Genomic DNA, 16,235 nt, shown 5'->3' on the forward strand with positions numbered 1-16,235 from the left:
GGGATGCCCTCGCAGGGAAATCAACGGGTGTAGTTATTTAGACGCTTACTGATATATTACCTTTACTCGCGCCTTTAGCTCAGCCGAATAGCTCCTCACTGATTCCACCCCTCTCAGCTTATGCGGTATCCCCGCCGCTCCCTCTTCCTTAAACCTCTTTGCTATCCTCCTTATCTGTCTCTCGCTTATCCGTAACAACTCCGCCGCCTCGCTTTGCTTCAGGCTCCCTTCTTCCACTTTTCTCATCACATGCAACTTCTTCAAATCCCTCGCGTTTACCATTAGCATGTCCTCTTTGGCCATTGTACCCTCTTTCCTTCTATGGTACAAAACGCCTCGATCTTTAGGACATTTCTACTTTGGTAGAATAGGACATTTCTATTTTGGTATTACAACTAATTATCGAAAAGTTCATGGCCGATGCGAAAACACCTGCGCGATAAACCTTTTAGTAAGATTTACTGCAAGACGCGGATTTCTTATCAGGGATTCCAATATCGTAAAAACCTTAGAAGGTTCTTTAACGATGTCCTTTATGGCACTGAGCACATTTACCCTGCCCTTTTGTCTTATCGCAAGGAGGATGTTTACTTTTTCTATGAGGGCCATCAGTTCTTTTTTGGGTATCGCGGGGGATAGATTTATTGGGGTGTTGAGGTAATCGAAGTCCCGCCACGCGTATGTCTCTGGCATCAGGTTGTTTTCCTTTGCCCAGTCCCAAAGCTGAGTGCCGGGGTATGGGGTTGCGATGCAAATGCCCGCGCTCTCTATGTTGCTGTCTTCGATAAACTTCATGGTAAGCCTGACATCTTCCAGCGTCTCCATCGGGCTTCCAACAATAAATGTCCCCTGGGGGATTATCCCCGCCTCATTACACAGCTCTATGGCCTGTTTGTTTTGCAGGACGGTGGTCTTTTTCTTCAATATATCCAGCACACGCTGCGAACCGCTTTCAAACCCGAAGGTGATTTGACGGCAGCCCGCCTTCTTTGCCAGTGCGAGGATTTCAGGGTCTATGTTGTCAACCCTCGAATTTCCTCCCCATAGCACATTGAGATTTTCTTCTATCATCAGTTCACAGATAGCCCTGAGCCTCTTTTTGTTGACGAACAGGTTATCTTCAATAAAAAATATGGTCTCTACGCCGTAGTCTTTTTTTATGTTAGCGATCTCTGAGACGACGCGCTCGGGGCTGTTGTATCTGGTTGGCGTACCTCTCCATGTGTTATGGCAGTAGATACAGCTATAGGGGCAGCCGCGGCTGGTCAGAACGGAGGCGGTCTTTGCCCCGGCTGGTACGAAATAGAGGTAGCTGTGGGGGGTTCTGGATTTTGACCTGACATAAAAATCCATTTGAAGCAGGTGGCGCGCGGGTGGCGGGATAGAGTCTATGTCCTTAATGTATGGGCGCGAGATTATACCGCCGCGTATGTCGTCTCTTATTATATCAAGCAACGCGGTCTCACCTTCGCCTTTGACAACCACATTGACATGTTTTAGTGCCTCATCAGGCATTACGCTCGCGTGAACGCCGCCCATCACGGTAAGAATACCCATCTCCCTGCATATGCCGGCAGCCCTGTACGCGTCGTCGGCAAGGGGGGTGGTGGCGGTAAGCCCTGCGATGTCCGGTTTATAAAGCTCCAGCTCACGGGCGATGTCCTGGCCTGCCAGCTCGTCAATAATTATAACATCAACTCCGTTAGCCTGAAGGAACGACGCCAGAAACCCAAGATTCAGCGGCTCCTGGACGGCGTATTTTGGGTCAGTCCCCGGATTAATCAGCGCTATTTTCATGGTTATTCACCTTTGTGGCTGGCTCCAAGTTAAGGCTCAACTATTGAGCCTTACGTCAAATGAATACATTACCGCGATAACTTAATTAACAGTACGAACCTCACATGCGCTGCTGACAACCCAATCTGTCGCCAACACACGTGCTGTACCGAACATCTTTATTATATATTTACAGGCTGGATTGAGTCAATGCGTGTCCTCATCTGAGCGCTGATGCTCCTCAGGAGCCAGGCCATTCAGGGCATAAATAGTTATTTTCTCGCTTTTACCCTTGACAGCCACAGAACCTAAAGAACGTGTCAGGTAGTCCCCCCTTGATTTACTGAGGGTAGTGCTGCTTACGATAATTTTTGTTTTAAACTCTTCACTTTTCGTAAGTGTTTCAAGTCTTGAGGCTATGTTTACGCCATCCCCTATGACAGTGTAGTTAAGCCTGGACTTGGATCCCATGTTTCCCGCTAACACAATGTCTGTGTTTATCCCAATACCTATGTCAATTGGCGCAAAGCCCATGTGTTCAATTTCTGTGTTTACACTGTTAAGAGCCTCCATCATTTCGATTGCGGAGTTAAGCGCCCTGTCGGCGTCGTCGGGGTTAGCAATAGGAGCGCCGTAAAGAGCCATAATAGCATCTCCTATGTACTTATCTATAACACCGCCGTATTTTTCTATTATAGCGCTCATGCTGGTCATATACATGTTTAATACAGTCAGGACTTGCTTAGGCGGATGGTTTTCGCTTATTGTCGTAAAATTTCTGATATCGGAAAACAATATGGTTACCTCTCGTTCCTCACCACCAAGTTCGACATTCTTTTTCAGTAGTTCATGGGCAATAGCAGGCGAGACGACCTTTCCGAGCAATTCGGCCACCAGTTCTTTTTCCTCAAGTCCTATACTCATCATATTAAAGGCCTCGGCAAGCTCACCTATCTCATCTCTGTACCTGATCTCAACCCGATGGCTATAGATACCTTTAGCGATTTCTCTTACACCCTCCACAAGAATGCTTACCGGTCTGGTAACACTTCGGGCTATGCGTAGCGATGCAAGAATTGAACAAAGCAGTGTAAGGACAAAGAACACGTAAAGAACCCTTCTTAGTCTGTAAAATGGTTTGAGGACATCGTTCAGAGAGCGTTGAAGAGCCGCGATAATCGAATAACCGTGGGTATTTTGCAAGGTAGTTATTGTCGTAACGTATTTTTCACCTCCGTAGTTTACCTCCATGGTCTTTTCTTTTTCGATGTCAACTTTAGAAATAGCTTTAAGCAGGGCATCAGAGGCTTGTTTGGGTAATGTTGACGCGATGACAGGCCGGCTCTCTGTCCGGTTCGTATTGATAATGCTTATATGGGCTAAAATAAGTTTTTTTAGCTCAAAAAGCAGATTATCATCTATTACAAATCCGGTACAAACCCATGCGATAGGGTCGGGAGCAAGAAGAGGCACTATAATAATCTGGTACGTTTTTCCATCCATTGTAACAATTGCCGATGCCTCGCCGCGGTTTTCCGCCTCAGTCAACGCCTCAGGCACTTGCAGCGTATCTTTTTCAATTTCCTGGTGCATTGTATTTGCCAAAACGATGCGATCCAATGATATGAGCATCACCATATGGGCATTTACGCGGGTTTTCAGGTTTTCCAGTACTGAGATGATTGTTTCGTGGTCGGAGGTTGCAACGGCGTTTTTAAAAGCGAAATCCGTGGACAGAAGGCGGGTCATTTGAGCAAGCTGCACGGCCCTTCTGCTCATAAGTTCTGAAAACACACGTCCTCCGACAGAGAGGTTTTCATATATCTGGGTTTTGGCGCTATCTATCATAACAGTATCTATAAAAACTATTGAAGCGAGCTGAACAAGGCCTATGAGGGTTAAAAAGAAAAAAAGAAGCCTTGAGTTAAAACGACGAAAAAAAAAGTCATATCAGCGGTAAAGTCCCCCTCCGCCTCCTAAGACGGGGGAGCGCCTTGAGCGCCATTGCTGTGTAAGGTGCACGGCAAATTTAACATCGTTATCATTGCCGCTAACCACGGATATCTTCATTATTTGACCCTGTGGCTTAGGCTCCATGGCTGGATACCAAACGGCTACATCATATTGGCCAGCAGGCAAATTACTCACAATACTTTTTCCTTGAGAATCGGAACTTGCAAAATATGGCGTGTCCACGACATAGATATATGCCTTCATCCAGTCGTGAATATTACAGCCGACAACTACCACCCCCGGTTTGTCAAAAAGCACTTTGTTGTTGGCATCAACACCGGGAGGATACAGGGGTATCTCAAATTTTTTTGCGGAAGAAAAAGAGTAAACATGATGGCGTATTTTATCGTTGTTAGGAAATGTCACGGTGGTTCCCACCTGCACAGGCGTTATATAGGCGATAAATTCTTTGTCAACCTGGTCAATAATCACATCTGACGGCTTTTTTGCATCTTTAATAGTAACAGAAGTGGGAGTTGCCGTTACAACCGCATATTCCACAGGTTTACCTTCGTCATCTACAACAAGAGCTTTAAGATTTGAGCCATAACAATATGATACTAAAACAAAGAAAAAACAAATTATCATCAGGGGAAAAGTTATAAAATAATTATTTGTTTTCATCCAATCCTCATACTGTCATATAGTATTTTATTCTTTTAATAACTATACATAACAGCAAACTTTTCAATGTTTTCATAGTATTTCCACCCATTGGCCTGCCCCAAAACGTATGAATAACCAGCATTTAGCGATAAATGTCCGGTCAGGGCATAGCTGGCTCCAAACGTAAGCTGGTGGGAGTGGCCGTGCATCTTATATGTCCACATGGGTTCTCCATAATCATTATCAAGTGTGTTTGCCTTTGAGTACTCTTTAATCTCGCTGACATAATCCCTACAGGCTGAGGAGACGAAATCACCGGTATTGAAAGAATAACCCGGGGTGATAACTAAACTGGGCGCGATAAGAAAGTTTGCTATCAATGAAATCCTGTGGCTGTTAAGATCAAAAACGCGACCAGAGGCACCATCCTCAGCAGCCTTGAGGCCTTTACCCCTTCTCGCGGTAAATAGATACCCTGCCTGCAAGTCTATCCTCTCACTGACATACCCTCCTGCATTAATACCGGCTGTATATATCACGCTGTCTCTGTTACTGTCACTTACGGTGAGATATGAGGCAGAGCCTTTTAGGGAAATCCAGGGAATCTCGTGGCCTATGCCGAGTTTTTGCACTAAAACAAATGAAGGTCCGGCAAGGATGCTGTCCAATCTATGATATAGACCAAATACCTCACTGGATATATCGGCCGTAAGCCTTAATCGTGTATACTCCCCTAACTGATAATATCTGCCAAGGGATATTGCGGGAGATGTCACAAAATCTCCTCTTTTCTCGTCGTAAGCAAACATATAATTTATATTATTCCTGTACTCGGTAGACAGACTGACATCTGCTATCCAGTCCGCCCATTCAGCACACAACCGGGAAGGAAATATTATTATTAATAAGCAGAGCAATACACAGCAGTTAATTATCTCATAAACACTCATTCTTCTATTTTTGATTAAAACACCGTCAATCGGGTATTCACCTGAATCAAACACATGAGCTCTATCGTAACCCTCCGGCTCCCATTGTTGCGGACTTGAAACAGCGATAACATTCATACCAACAATCTCTCCCATGAATATAGATAGAAGATAACACAATAAACACGATTTGTCAAGATGAAGCCAGGGCAAACGCATTTGAAAAATAAAGCAGAAGCTTACTATGCAATCATTCCGGCTTTGTCCCTTTCTGTCATTCCGGCTTGTCCAGAATCTTCCCTTCAGTGGGAGTTTCATAATGATTGAGCAAATTCTGAGGCATAAGGACAGATTCCGGACAAGCCGGAATGACGGAGTCTATAATGAGGGACTAAGGGTAAATGATTATTACTTGGTGCGAAAAAATGTATACACGCGGCTTGCCTTGTCGTCATTCCGGCTTGTCTGGAATCGTATTTGGCCTGAGAATGTGAAGAGACAGATTCCAGACAAGCCGGAATGACAAAAATAAGGGAGGCAATTCCGAATGCGATTGCCCTGAGATAAAACCAGGATTGAGCGGCTCCTGACTGATCCTCCTGTTGCATTATACAGGCAAATACCGCATATTCCGATGGCTAAACCCTGACTAAAACAACATCTTAAACGTAGTGCCGTTTGTCCTGTCAATTTCTACAGAGCCTTTGAGTTGTATTTTGATTAAATCGCACACCAGATTTATACCCAGTGAGTTGCGTCTTTTTAGCTCTATGTCATCTGGCAGCCCGATGCCGTTATCTCTGACTATAAGTTCCAGCTTATTATCTGCATTTCTAATAAGACTAATCCATATACGGCCATCCCCGCCGGTTGAGAACGCGTATTTGAGGGAGTTTGATACAAGCTCACACACTACCAGCGCACATGGAACCGCTATATCTACGTCAAGCATTTTAACGCCTATGTCTAACCCCAAATTAACGCCGCCGATATGGTATATGCTACAAGACTGCAGCAGCTCAGATGTTAGTTTCTCAATGTATTGAGCAAAGTCCAGCTTAGATATGTCGGCTGACTGGTACAGTTGCTCATGTATAAGTGCCATTGACCTGATACGCATCTGGATGGTCATTAAGACACCCAGCATATTTTCGTCTGTTATCGTCTCTGACTGAAGGCTTAAGAGGCTGGATATAATCTGAAGGTTATTTCTTACCCTGTGATGAACCTCTTTTTGAAGGAGTATCTTGTCCATAAAGGTCTCACTGAGCTGTTTAGTCCTTTCTTCAACCGTAGCCTCAAGGTTGATTTTATAATTCTTCTCCATATTGACAAGGTGATTAAACCTTACCGCCTTTTCAACAGCCAACAGGAGGTCTTGCGGTTCGTAAGGTTTGATGATAAAGTCAAAGGCATTCTTTCTTATGGCCTCAATGGTTGTCGTTACATCAACAAAGGCCGTCATAAGAATTACCTGGGTTTCGATGCCGGCTGCTTTGATGGCTGCTATAAGCCCAAGGCCTGACATGCCAGGCATCTTGATATCGGAAAGCACCACATCAAAACAATCTGTCTTCAATATTTCAAGAGCCGCTATGCCGCTTGCAGCGCCTCTGACCTCATACCCTTCTCTGCTAAGCATAAATGTCACCGAATCTAACAGAGTTCTATCGTCGTCAACGACAAGTATTTTTGCGTTTATCATATGCCTGACACCTCCATATTATATTATTCAATCCTGGCATGAGTTGAAGATTGCTTCGAAGTCAGGGGCGACTTTTTTGAATGCCTCCAGTATCTCAGGGTCGAAATGCTGTGGTATTGTCCTGCCATCGCCAATTGTAATTATTTCATAGGTTTTGGCGTGCCCAAGTGGGGCCTTATATGGCCTGCGCATCATGAGGGCGTCGTACTGGTCGCAGATGATAACGATTCGCGCGGGGAGGGGGATTTGTTCGTCGGCAAGGCCGTCGGGATAGCCTGTGCCATCCCACCTTTCATGGTGGCGCAGCGCGACCATCTCAGCCATCGTGAGCCTGGCAATTGGAGAGTCCCTGAGTATGCCGCTGCCTATGGTTGTGTGAGTCTTCATAATTTCAAACTCCTCTTTAGTGAGAGCGGCAGGCTTTAGGAGTATATTATCAGATATTCCTATCTTTCCTATATCGTGCAGTGTGCTGGTAAACATTATGTCACCAATAAAATCACCGGACATTCCCAATGCCTCTGAAATTCTCTTAGAATATAAACCTATTCGTATCAGGTGCGAACCGGTGTCGGTATCCCTGCACTCGGCAGCCGTTGTAAGGCGTCGAAGGAGTTCGTCGTTGAGGTCACTAACCATCCCGAGGGCGTCACTGAGTTCTTTAGTCCTTTTTTCAACCGTAGCCTCAAGGTTGGTTTTATAGTCCTTCTCAATACTAAGCAGTTGATTAAACCTTACCGCCTTTCCAACAGCCACAATCAGGTCTTGAGGTTCACAGGGTTTGATGATAAAGTCAAAGGCATTTTTTCTTATGGCCTCAATTGTTGTCCTTACCTCAGCATAGGCCGTCATAAGAATCACCTGGGTTTCAAAACCGGCTGACCTTATTGCATCTATAAGCTCAAGGCCTGACATGCCAGGCATCTTAATGTCTGAAATCACTGTTTCATAATGGCCATCCTTTAATCTTTCAAGCGCCTCCCTGCCACTCCTGGCGGTAGAGACCTCATATCCTTCTCTTTTCAGGATAAAAACCACTGAATCTAACAGCGCTCTATCGTCGTCAACAACAAGCAGTCTTGCGTTTGTCATTGGTCAATGACCTCCCTTATCTTTTTCAATAGAATCTCAGGGTCCACCGGTTTTTGTACATACTCTCCAACATGCTCCGCAATGTCTTGCTTCTTAATAATCTCAAAGGAGTAGCCGCTCATAAAAATTATTCTGACCGGGCTGCCGGTCTCTTTTATGTGCTCGTAAACCGCTTTGCCATTTGCCCTTGGCATTACCACGTCTAAGAGTACAATGCCGATCTCAGAGGAGTTGTCATCAAACTTGACTATGGCGTCTATGCCATCTACGGCCTCTATTACCTGGTAGCCCGCCCTCTGTAATATCGTGCTTATACTATTTCTCATCTCCTCGTTATCTTCGGCCAGGAGTATGGTTTCCCCTGAGCCTCTTGTTGACGCGGGTTTGACAATTTCACCAATCTCCTCGGTTGATTCAACCATAGGCATCAGGATCGTAAAGGTTGAACCGACGCCGACTTCACTGTACACGTTTATATAACCATTGTGTTGTTTAACAATCCCATAGACGGTTGCAAGCCCTAAACCTGTTCCCTTGCCTACCTCCTTGGTCGTAAAAAATGGCTCAAATATCCTTTCTATTGTGGCCTTGTCCATGCCCTGTCCGGTGTCTGATATACAGATTCTGGCATACTCGCCCTCAGCACCGTAGTTGTGTCTTGATACAAAATGACTGTCTATCGTTGTAATATCCACCTTGATAGTCAACGCTCCGCCTTTAGGCATGGCATCCATTGCGTTATTGACAAGGTTGATAAGCACCATTTCGAGCTGCACGCTGTCTGCGGACACCATAATTTCAGAGCTACTCAGCAAAAACTGAACATTTATATCCTCCCTGACGAAACTTTCAAAGAGATTTCTAATGCCTCCCACAATGGATATGAGGTTTACAGGCCGGAGGTTGACCATTAGCTTTCTGCTGAAGCCCAGAAGGCTTTGCGTAAGATATGCGGCCTTATCCGTTGAGGACTGGATACAATCTACAAAATTCAGGAGCTGTTGCTCATCTTTATTGAGGCTTGTTTTCAGTATGTACGCATAGTTCTTTATGGTCGAGAGTATATTGTTAAAATCGTGGGCAACGCCGCCTGCCAGTTGTCCAATGGCCTCCATCTTTTGCGACTGCCTTAATTCTGACTCAAGACGCCTCAAATCAGTTATATCTTCAGAAAGTCTGACGTAGTGTGTCACTTTGCCGTCGGAATCCCTCATGGGAAGCACCCTGACGTTCTCCCATATCTCTGTGCCATCCTTTATCTTGTTGCGTAACTCCCCCTGCCATTGCTTACCGGTAGCGATTTTACTCCACAGCTTTTTATACACGTCATCGGGCGTCTTGCCGGATTTCAATATCCTGGGGTTTTTTCCTGTTACCTCGTCTAACGTATAGCCTGTCACATCGGTAAACTTTTTGTTTACATACTCTATAGCACCCGTGGTATCAGCGATAACCACTGTGATGGGACTTTGCTGGATTACAGAGGAGGCTCTGATGAGATCATCCTCGGCTTTCTTTTTCTTTGTTATGTCCTGCACTAGGGCAAGGATGTGCAGTGTACCCTCGACACCTTGAATGAGAGAAGTCGAGATGGAAATGAGTTTCTTCTCGCCATATTTAGACGCTATTTCCCATGTCTCGTCAACGAGGTTGTGGCCGACTCTCACGCCATCCATGCGCTGGCGAATACGTTGTTGCTGCTGTGGATGTGGAAACAGGCCATTATACCAGCCAATACGGTTTATCTCTCCCATGGTATAACCTGTTATCCCGGTCATTTGGCGATTCCACACGGTAAAAATCATAAAAGGGTCATGCTCCATTACATAACTGACAGCCAAACCATCGGTTACGTTTTCCATTATTAGACTGCCAAACTGGTTTTCACGTTTCAGCTCTGCTTCGACCTGCTCCTGCCGCTTTAGCGCCGATAGAGCCTTTTGCCGGGATTTACGCATCACCTCGGCCATAACTGAAATAATTATACCGTTTGTGGCAAAGACAATCACACCCATCCAATCGCCCGTGTCTCTGATAAAGGGTTCGCCGGTTGGACTCCAAAAAACAACCGCAAGGATAGAAAGTACCGTTGCGAGTATGCCTGTATAAAGCCCCCCAATCAGAGCAGACAGCGCCACCGCAGGAGAAAAAGTTACCCAAGTGAGGCGTGTGCCCAATACCTCTAGCGGCCATGCCCGCAACCCCATGCCACCGGCAACAAGGGCCACAGTAATAAAGTACCGCAAATGATTTACCGCCCTTCTCGCCTCTGTCATTCTCCCTCCTCGTTGAGAGTTTTTCTCTCAAATCGGGACTGTTGATGTCCTGCATTGTACAATATCACACTTCACTTTTTCAACCCCCTGTGAACAGCCTCATAAAATAAATATACAGTGCGCGTTATACAACCATGGTAGCATAAAAGTTTAGTCTGTTGTTTGAACCACCTCATAAAAAAAAATTACGATACGTATATATTATCACAACAGGGATTACATATCAGTTACAGATTGAGCGGTAAAATAAAAAAATCTCACTTCACGGCAAAAAATGTATCCACGACAAAAAAATGTCTCTACGCGGCTTGCCTTGCCGTCATTCCGGCTTGTCCGGAATCGTATTTGTCGTGAGAATGAGAAGAGACAGATTCCGGACAAGCCGGAATGACGGGTGCTATAATGAGGGAGTAATGGTAAACCATTATTACTTGGTGTGAAAGTCCAGATAGAATTGTCGTGGAGTGAGATATAAGTTACAGATTGAGCGGTAGAATAAAATAAACAATTGTCATACGATTTTAAGACTGATGTCGGCTGCCTTTGCTGAGTGGGTTATGTAGCCGGTTGAGATTATATCTACGCCGGTTTCGGCTATCTCCCGGACGTTTTGAAGCGTCACATTCCCTGATGCCTCAAGCAGTACGCCTTTTCGCATTTCGCGTGCTATGCCTGCCGCCAGCCTCATCGTTGCCGTGTCCATGTTGTCGAGCATTATGACGTCCGCCTTTGTAGTGAGTGCCTCTTTGAGCTCACCAAGGTCTTTTACCTCGACCTCAATCTTTGTCAGCAGCGGGGCGTTATTAACTTTTTCTACCGCGTTTATTATGCCGCCTGCGGCTACTATATGATTGTCTTTTATAAGAATCCCATCGTACAATCCAAACCGGTGGTTGTGTCCTCCGCCTGCCCTTACCGCGTACTTCTCCATGTGTCTCATGTTGGGCGTGGTCTTTCTTGTATCTACAATTTTCACTGGCAGGCCAGCGATTGCCTCTACGAATTGCCGCGTCAGGGTGGCAACCCCGCAAAGCCGTTGCATGATGTTAAGCGCAACGCGCTCTGCCGTCAGTATTGACCTTGTGCCGCCGTGTAACGTCGCGATTTGGGTGCCTTTACTTATAAACTGTCCGTCATCTGTCAGCGCCGTTACCTCTACGCCGTGGTCAACGATATAAAACACGGCCTCAAAAAATAGAAGCCCTGCAACGACCATGTCTTCCTTAGCCGTCAGGACGGCCTCGCAGCGTGAGGATGGCTCTATTGTCAGCGCGGTGGTTATGTCGCCGTGGCCGATGTCCTCAATAAGGGCATTCCTTATCGAATCCAGCACGGCGGGTGGAATTGTCGCCAGAGAAGATATCATCTATCCAGTTTTTTTATCTTATCTATGTTGTTTTGGATACGGTCTCTTTTTTCTATCAGTTCAGAATATTTCAGTTTGTCTTTTTCGATAACCGCCTTTGGCGCGCGGTCCATATAGTCCATGTTTGATAGCTTCACCTCAATGTCCATTATGGCGGTATTGAGTTTCTTTAACTCCTTGCCGAGTCGCTGAAGTTCGGCCTTAACGTCAAAAAGGCCGCTCAATGATACGTAAATCTCCATACCGGCCTTGACTGAGGTCATGGTGGCTGGTTTTTTCTCTATATCGCCGGCTATTTCAAGTGTCTCCAGCCTTGCAACATCAAAGATAAAGTCGGCATTGTCGCGGAGGGTCTCACCGGTTGTCTTAATTGCGACATGTAGTTTTTTCGATGGGGCGATATTAAATTCGCCGCGAATATTTCTTATCCCGCTTATGGCGTCTATCACCGACGACATCTTATCACACGCGTCAGTATCTGGCGCTATGTGCAGATTACCGGCGTCAGGGTAGGGGGCGAGGGAGATGGTCTGTCCATTTTGAGGAAAAGAGTTCCACAGCTCCTCTGTAATGAATGGCATAAAGGGATGAAGGAGCCTCAGGGAATTGTCAAACACATAGATAAGACATTTTAAGGTCAGAGCGGCGTTGGGGTAATTTCTCACAAAGGAGGTCTTCACCAGCTCTATGTACCAGTCGCAGAGTTCGTGCCAAATGAATTGATAGAGAGCGCTTGAGGCGTCGTTAAACCTGTAACCGTCAAGTGCCTTATTTATTTCCTCAGCGGTCTGCAGAAGCCTTACAAGCATCCATCTGTCTGGAAGCGTGAGAGACTTCACGTCGAGCGCCTGTATTGCCTTGCTAATTGACTCTATCGTCCCAATCCCCTCCGGCATGATCTTATCAATGTTAAGTTTTATGAACCTCGCCGCGTTCCAGAGCTTATTGGCAAAGTGGCGGTAGCCTTCCACACGCTCCTCAGCAAACTTTATATCCCTTCCCTGGGCGGCAAAGGCGGCAAGTGAAAATCTGAAAGAATCCGTACCATACTTGTCTATAATCGAAAGCGGGTCAACCACATTGCCCTTTGATTTGCTCATCTTCTGGCCCTGCTCATCTCTGACGAGGGCGTGAATATAAACGTCTCTGAACGGGACATCCTTCATAAACTTCTGCCCCATCATTATCATCCTCGCCACCCAGAAAAACAATATATCAAATCCGGTAACCAGTACGCTCGTTGGATAAAACGCCTTCAGCTCATCAGTTTTATCAGGCCATCCAAGCGTGCTGAATGGCCACAGTGCCGACGAAAACCATGTGTCTAACACGTCGGGGTCTCTGACGATGTTTGCGCTGCCGCACTGCGGACATTTAGTTACATCGCTGTGGCTTGACAACGGCCTTACCTGTATGCCTATTGTTATTGTCCTGGCGTTAGCGATAACATCGGCGTGGTCGCACCCGGCGGCCCTGAGCGCCTCGTATGTGCCCTCAGTGACGCCGTTTATCTCCTTTAATAATACAATATGGATGTACTGCCCCTGTGAAACTCCGGAATCTGTGGCGCAATCGGCGCAGTACCAAATGGGTATCCTGTGTCCCCACCAAATCTGGCGGGAGATGCACCAGTCTCTTATGTTTTCCATCCATGCGAAATAGCTGTTTTTCCAGCCATCGGGAATAATATTAATCTTGCCGCCTTTGACTAATTCTATGGCGTCCTTTGCCATGGTCTCCACATCAACATACCACTGGGCGGTTGGCAGGGGTTCGATTGTGGTTCTGCACCTGTAGCAATGGGCTACCGGGTGTGTGTGTTTGTCCTCTTTTGCAATCAGCCCCTTTTCTTTTAGTTCCTCAACAACTGCCTTTCTGCATTCATAACGGTCAAGGCCCGCATATTTGTCTCCCGCGTTAGCCGTCATCCTGCCGTCCTGCCCGATTACCGCAATGAATGGAAGATGGGGTGACTGGCGTTTTGCTATGGCCTCGTCGTTAAAATCGTGTGCCGGGGTCACTTTTACCGCGCCGGTGCCAAAGGCGGGGTCAACTTCCTTATCGGCAATTATCGGGATTGTCCTTCCCGCAAGCGGCAGCCTCAATAGTTTTCCAATGTGGCCCTTATATCTTTCGTCCTCTGGATTAACGGCCACAGCGGTGTCTCCAAGCATCGTCTCCGGGCGTGTTGTGGCTACGATTATATAATCATGCTCATCAAGGAGGGGATAACGAATATGCGTCAATCTGCCATCAGAGTCTTCATGATCAACCTCAAGGTCAGAAAGCGCTGTACAACACCTCGGACACCAGTTTATCAATCTCGTTGAGCGATATATAAGGCCATCCTCAAACAAGGACACAAATACCTCGACAACCGCCCTTGAAAGCCCCTCATCCAGAGTGAATCTCTCACGCGACCAATCGCACGAGGCGCCGAGTTTTTTCAACTGGTGGATGATTTGCCCGCCGTTTAGAGCCTTCCACTGCCAGACCCTTTCAATAAAGGCAGCCCTTCCCAATGTTTCACGGTTTAGGCCTTCTGTGGCAAGCTGCTTTTCTACGACATTTTGCGTGGCAATCCCCGCGTGGTCTGTCCCTGGTACCCACAACACCCGGTACCCTTTCATCCGCTTCCATCGCGACAGGACATCCTGCAAGGTAACGTTGAGGGCATGTCCCATGTGCAGCGCCCCGGTAACGTTTGGCGGAGGGATGACTATGGAGAAAGTCTCTGAGCCATCGCCCAAGGGCTGAAAAAAGCCGTTTTCCATCCAGAAGGAATACCACTTTTGCTCAACATCCTTTGGCTCATAGGACTTTGCTATCTCTTTAACCGGGCTGTTCATTATATGTCCAAACCGTATATGTCCAAACCGCCTACATAAACTCCGATTTTATTTGCTCTATCTCGTGATTAATAAGACGCTCGGCTACACCCGGAACGGCCTCCCATATGACCTTTTCGACATCCCGCTTTATTGCCGGAATGTTATCCTGCAGTACGCCGGTTATGACCTTTTCGGTTATCTCCCGTGTCATCTTGAATATCTCGGCGGGAAGTGTTGCCAATATCCCTTTTATCGTTGAGGAAATAACCTGATTGACTATGGCCTCAAGGTTTATTGTCCCGATTACTTCACTAATCTTCTTGTTTATTGAGTCCGAGACCATATCATTCAGGCCTATGGACACGTCATTAAAAGTATTCTTAATGTAGTCGTTGACCGATTCCGTGAAAATAGACAAAATAGTGCCTTCATCAATAATCTGCGTAACCTTTTGCTCAAGACTCCTCTGCAAAATAAAGGATACATCAGCGGTTGTCAGCAGTATGTTTCCTGTGTGTGAAGACAAAGCAGACAGCCCGCCAGAGGGTTCTGCAGCCGGAGGCGCCATAACATATGGTTGCTCGGGTTGTGCAAACTGAGGTGTCTTCACCTGCGCGATTGCGGGTTCGGGGGCGCGAGGCACCTGAGGAGGGGGCGGCTGAGGCCTTTCCTCTTTCTTTTTTGTCTCTTTTTCAGGGGGCTTCGATAAGCCCGATAAAATATCCTCACTGGCAAAGGAGGTTTCATAGTCCTGAGTCTGCTCACTCCAGCCCTCAGCCGGCTGTGCCTTTGCCTCCGCCGCTTTGACTATCATCGCCTCAATGGGCAGCTCTTCCGCTATAACTACGGTCTTCTGCGCGGTGCTATTGTCAATATCTGAAGGCTCCTCAGACATCGTCCCTGCAAGCAATGCCTCTATGTCGTCATCATTCATAACCGATGGTTCCTTAACCGGTGGCTCTTTGGTTGCGGTGATGGCTTTTTCACCGCCCTCTCCGGACAGGCTGTCAAGCACATCCTTGAGTTCCCTTGTGGTTAAATCGCTGTCAGTGAAATTCTGAAAGTCGCCGCTGTCCTCCTGGGCGGCCTGGCCCTCTTCAAATACCCCCGTATCATCAATGGCGTTCTTTCCTATAAGTTCCTCTATGTCGTCGTCTCCCATCAATGACTCGCCCAACTCCAGCGGCTCATCGTCCTTTCCGGGTTCATCGAAAGTGGTAACTTCAGCCTCTGATGAGGAATGGCCTGATACAGCGTTGATTTTATTTAAAAATTCCTGAGACTCAAATGGCTTAATCAAATAATCCGAGGCACCGCAGTCCTTGAAGCTCTGTTCATTTAACGGTTCAAACGCCCCCACGAGGAGTATGACCGGAATATGTTTAGTCTTTTCGTTTGATTTAATCTGTTTACAGAGGGCGTACCCGTTTACTTTCGGCATCTCTATATCGGCAAGCACTATGGAGGGATTGAATTTAGCTACCTTGTCCAGCGCCTCCTGGCCATCGTTGACAGAGATGATCTGGTAGTCCTCTTCCGATAGTATCAACTCCACCACTTTTTGAATCGTGATGCTGTCGTCCGCTAATAACAGTCTCTTAGGCATATCCACCTCGCATAAGCATTTTACCCCCCTCAGGC

Annotated in this window: 11 protein-coding genes; all 11 read right to left on the reverse strand. The window is 46.6% G+C overall.

Annotated elements, in window-relative coordinates:
• Positions 1-45: 45 nt before the first annotated feature.
• Positions 46-303 (reverse strand): helix-turn-helix domain-containing protein, encoded by a 258-nt coding sequence (locus tag AB7D94_RS06375; RefSeq protein ID WP_420264902.1) that lies wholly within the window; start codon positions 301-303, stop codon positions 46-48.
• A gap of 108 nt (positions 304-411) precedes the next feature.
• Positions 412-1,797 carry a B12-binding domain-containing radical SAM protein gene (locus tag AB7D94_RS06380; protein WP_420264903.1) on the reverse strand — a complete coding sequence of 462 codons (1,386 nt, stop codon included), beginning with the start codon at positions 1,795-1,797 and terminating at the stop codon, positions 412-414.
• A 186-nt stretch (positions 1,798-1,983) separates the two neighbouring features.
• Positions 1,984-3,624, reverse strand: coding sequence for an adenylate/guanylate cyclase domain-containing protein (locus tag AB7D94_RS06385; protein WP_420264904.1), 1,641 nt, complete (start codon positions 3,622-3,624; stop codon positions 1,984-1,986).
• A 102-nt stretch (positions 3,625-3,726) separates the two neighbouring features.
• Entirely contained in the window at positions 3,727-4,413 is a 687-nt protein-coding gene (locus AB7D94_RS06390) for a methylamine utilization protein (protein WP_420264905.1), read from the reverse strand.
• Positions 4,414-4,448: 35 nt separating this feature from the next.
• On the reverse strand, positions 4,449-5,462 hold the full coding sequence (locus AB7D94_RS06395) for a hypothetical protein (RefSeq protein WP_420264906.1): 1,014 nt from the start codon (positions 5,460-5,462) through the stop codon (positions 4,449-4,451).
• Positions 5,463-5,973: 511 nt separating this feature from the next.
• Complete coding sequence (locus tag AB7D94_RS06400; protein WP_420264907.1) at positions 5,974-7,029, reverse strand: sensor histidine kinase; 1,056 nt, start codon at positions 7,027-7,029, stop codon at positions 5,974-5,976.
• Positions 7,030-7,056: 27 nt separating this feature from the next.
• Entirely contained in the window at positions 7,057-8,121 is a 1,065-nt protein-coding gene (locus AB7D94_RS06405) for a response regulator (protein ID WP_420264908.1), read from the reverse strand.
• Positions 8,118-10,397 (reverse strand): PAS domain S-box protein, encoded by a 2,280-nt coding sequence (locus AB7D94_RS06410; protein WP_420264909.1) that lies wholly within the window; start codon positions 10,395-10,397, stop codon positions 8,118-8,120. The genes AB7D94_RS06405 and AB7D94_RS06410 overlap by 4 nt, the downstream gene beginning before the upstream one ends.
• Before the next feature lie 511 nt (positions 10,398-10,908).
• A complete protein-coding gene (gene nadC / locus AB7D94_RS06415; RefSeq protein WP_420264910.1) occupies positions 10,909-11,763 on the reverse strand; it encodes a carboxylating nicotinate-nucleotide diphosphorylase in 855 nt (284 codons plus the stop codon).
• The gene (locus AB7D94_RS06420) at positions 11,760-14,612 is read right to left on the reverse strand and encodes a valine--tRNA ligase (protein ID WP_420264911.1); all 2,853 of its coding nucleotides are present in this window, start codon (positions 14,610-14,612) and stop codon (positions 11,760-11,762) included. Before AB7D94_RS06420 ends, nadC begins: the two co-directional genes overlap by 4 nt.
• A 31-nt stretch (positions 14,613-14,643) precedes the next feature.
• Entirely contained in the window at positions 14,644-16,200 is a 1,557-nt protein-coding gene (locus AB7D94_RS06425; protein WP_420264912.1) for a response regulator, read from the reverse strand.
• Positions 16,201-16,235: the final 35 nt, after the last annotated feature.

The organism is Candidatus Magnetominusculus dajiuhuensis (assembly GCF_046044395.1).
GTDB lineage: Bacteria > Nitrospirota > Thermodesulfovibrionia > Thermodesulfovibrionales > Magnetobacteriaceae > Magnetominusculus > Magnetominusculus dajiuhuensis.

Excerpts from the sequence above, each read along its gene's own strand:
- AB7D94_RS06385 (WP_420264904.1), bottom strand. The coding sequence starts at position 3,624 with ATGATAGATAGCGCCAAAACCCAGATATATGAAAACCTCTCTGTCGGA.
- AB7D94_RS06390 (WP_420264905.1), bottom strand. The coding sequence starts at position 4,413 with ATGAAAACAAATAATTATTTTATAACTTTTCCCCTGATGATAATTTGT.
- AB7D94_RS06420 (WP_420264911.1), bottom strand. The coding sequence starts at position 14,612 with ATGAACAGCCCGGTTAAAGAGATAGCAAAGTCCTATGAGCCAAAGGAT.
- nadC (WP_420264910.1), bottom strand. The coding sequence starts at position 11,763 with ATGATATCTTCTCTGGCGACAATTCCACCCGCCGTGCTGGATTCGATA.
- AB7D94_RS06405 (WP_420264908.1), bottom strand. The coding sequence starts at position 8,121 with ATGACAAACGCAAGACTGCTTGTTGTTGACGACGATAGAGCGCTGTTA.
- AB7D94_RS06400 (WP_420264907.1), bottom strand. The coding sequence starts at position 7,029 with ATGATAAACGCAAAAATACTTGTCGTTGACGACGATAGAACTCTGTTA.
- AB7D94_RS06395 (WP_420264906.1), bottom strand. The coding sequence starts at position 5,462 with ATGAATGTTATCGCTGTTTCAAGTCCGCAACAATGGGAGCCGGAGGGT.
- AB7D94_RS06380 (WP_420264903.1), bottom strand. The coding sequence starts at position 1,797 with ATGAAAATAGCGCTGATTAATCCGGGGACTGACCCAAAATACGCCGTC.
- AB7D94_RS06425 (WP_420264912.1), bottom strand. The coding sequence starts at position 16,200 with ATGCCTAAGAGACTGTTATTAGCGGACGACAGCATCACGATTCAAAAA.
- AB7D94_RS06375 (WP_420264902.1), bottom strand. The coding sequence starts at position 303 with ATGGCCAAAGAGGACATGCTAATGGTAAACGCGAGGGATTTGAAGAAG.
- AB7D94_RS06410 (WP_420264909.1), bottom strand. The coding sequence starts at position 10,397 with ATGACAGAGGCGAGAAGGGCGGTAAATCATTTGCGGTACTTTATTACT.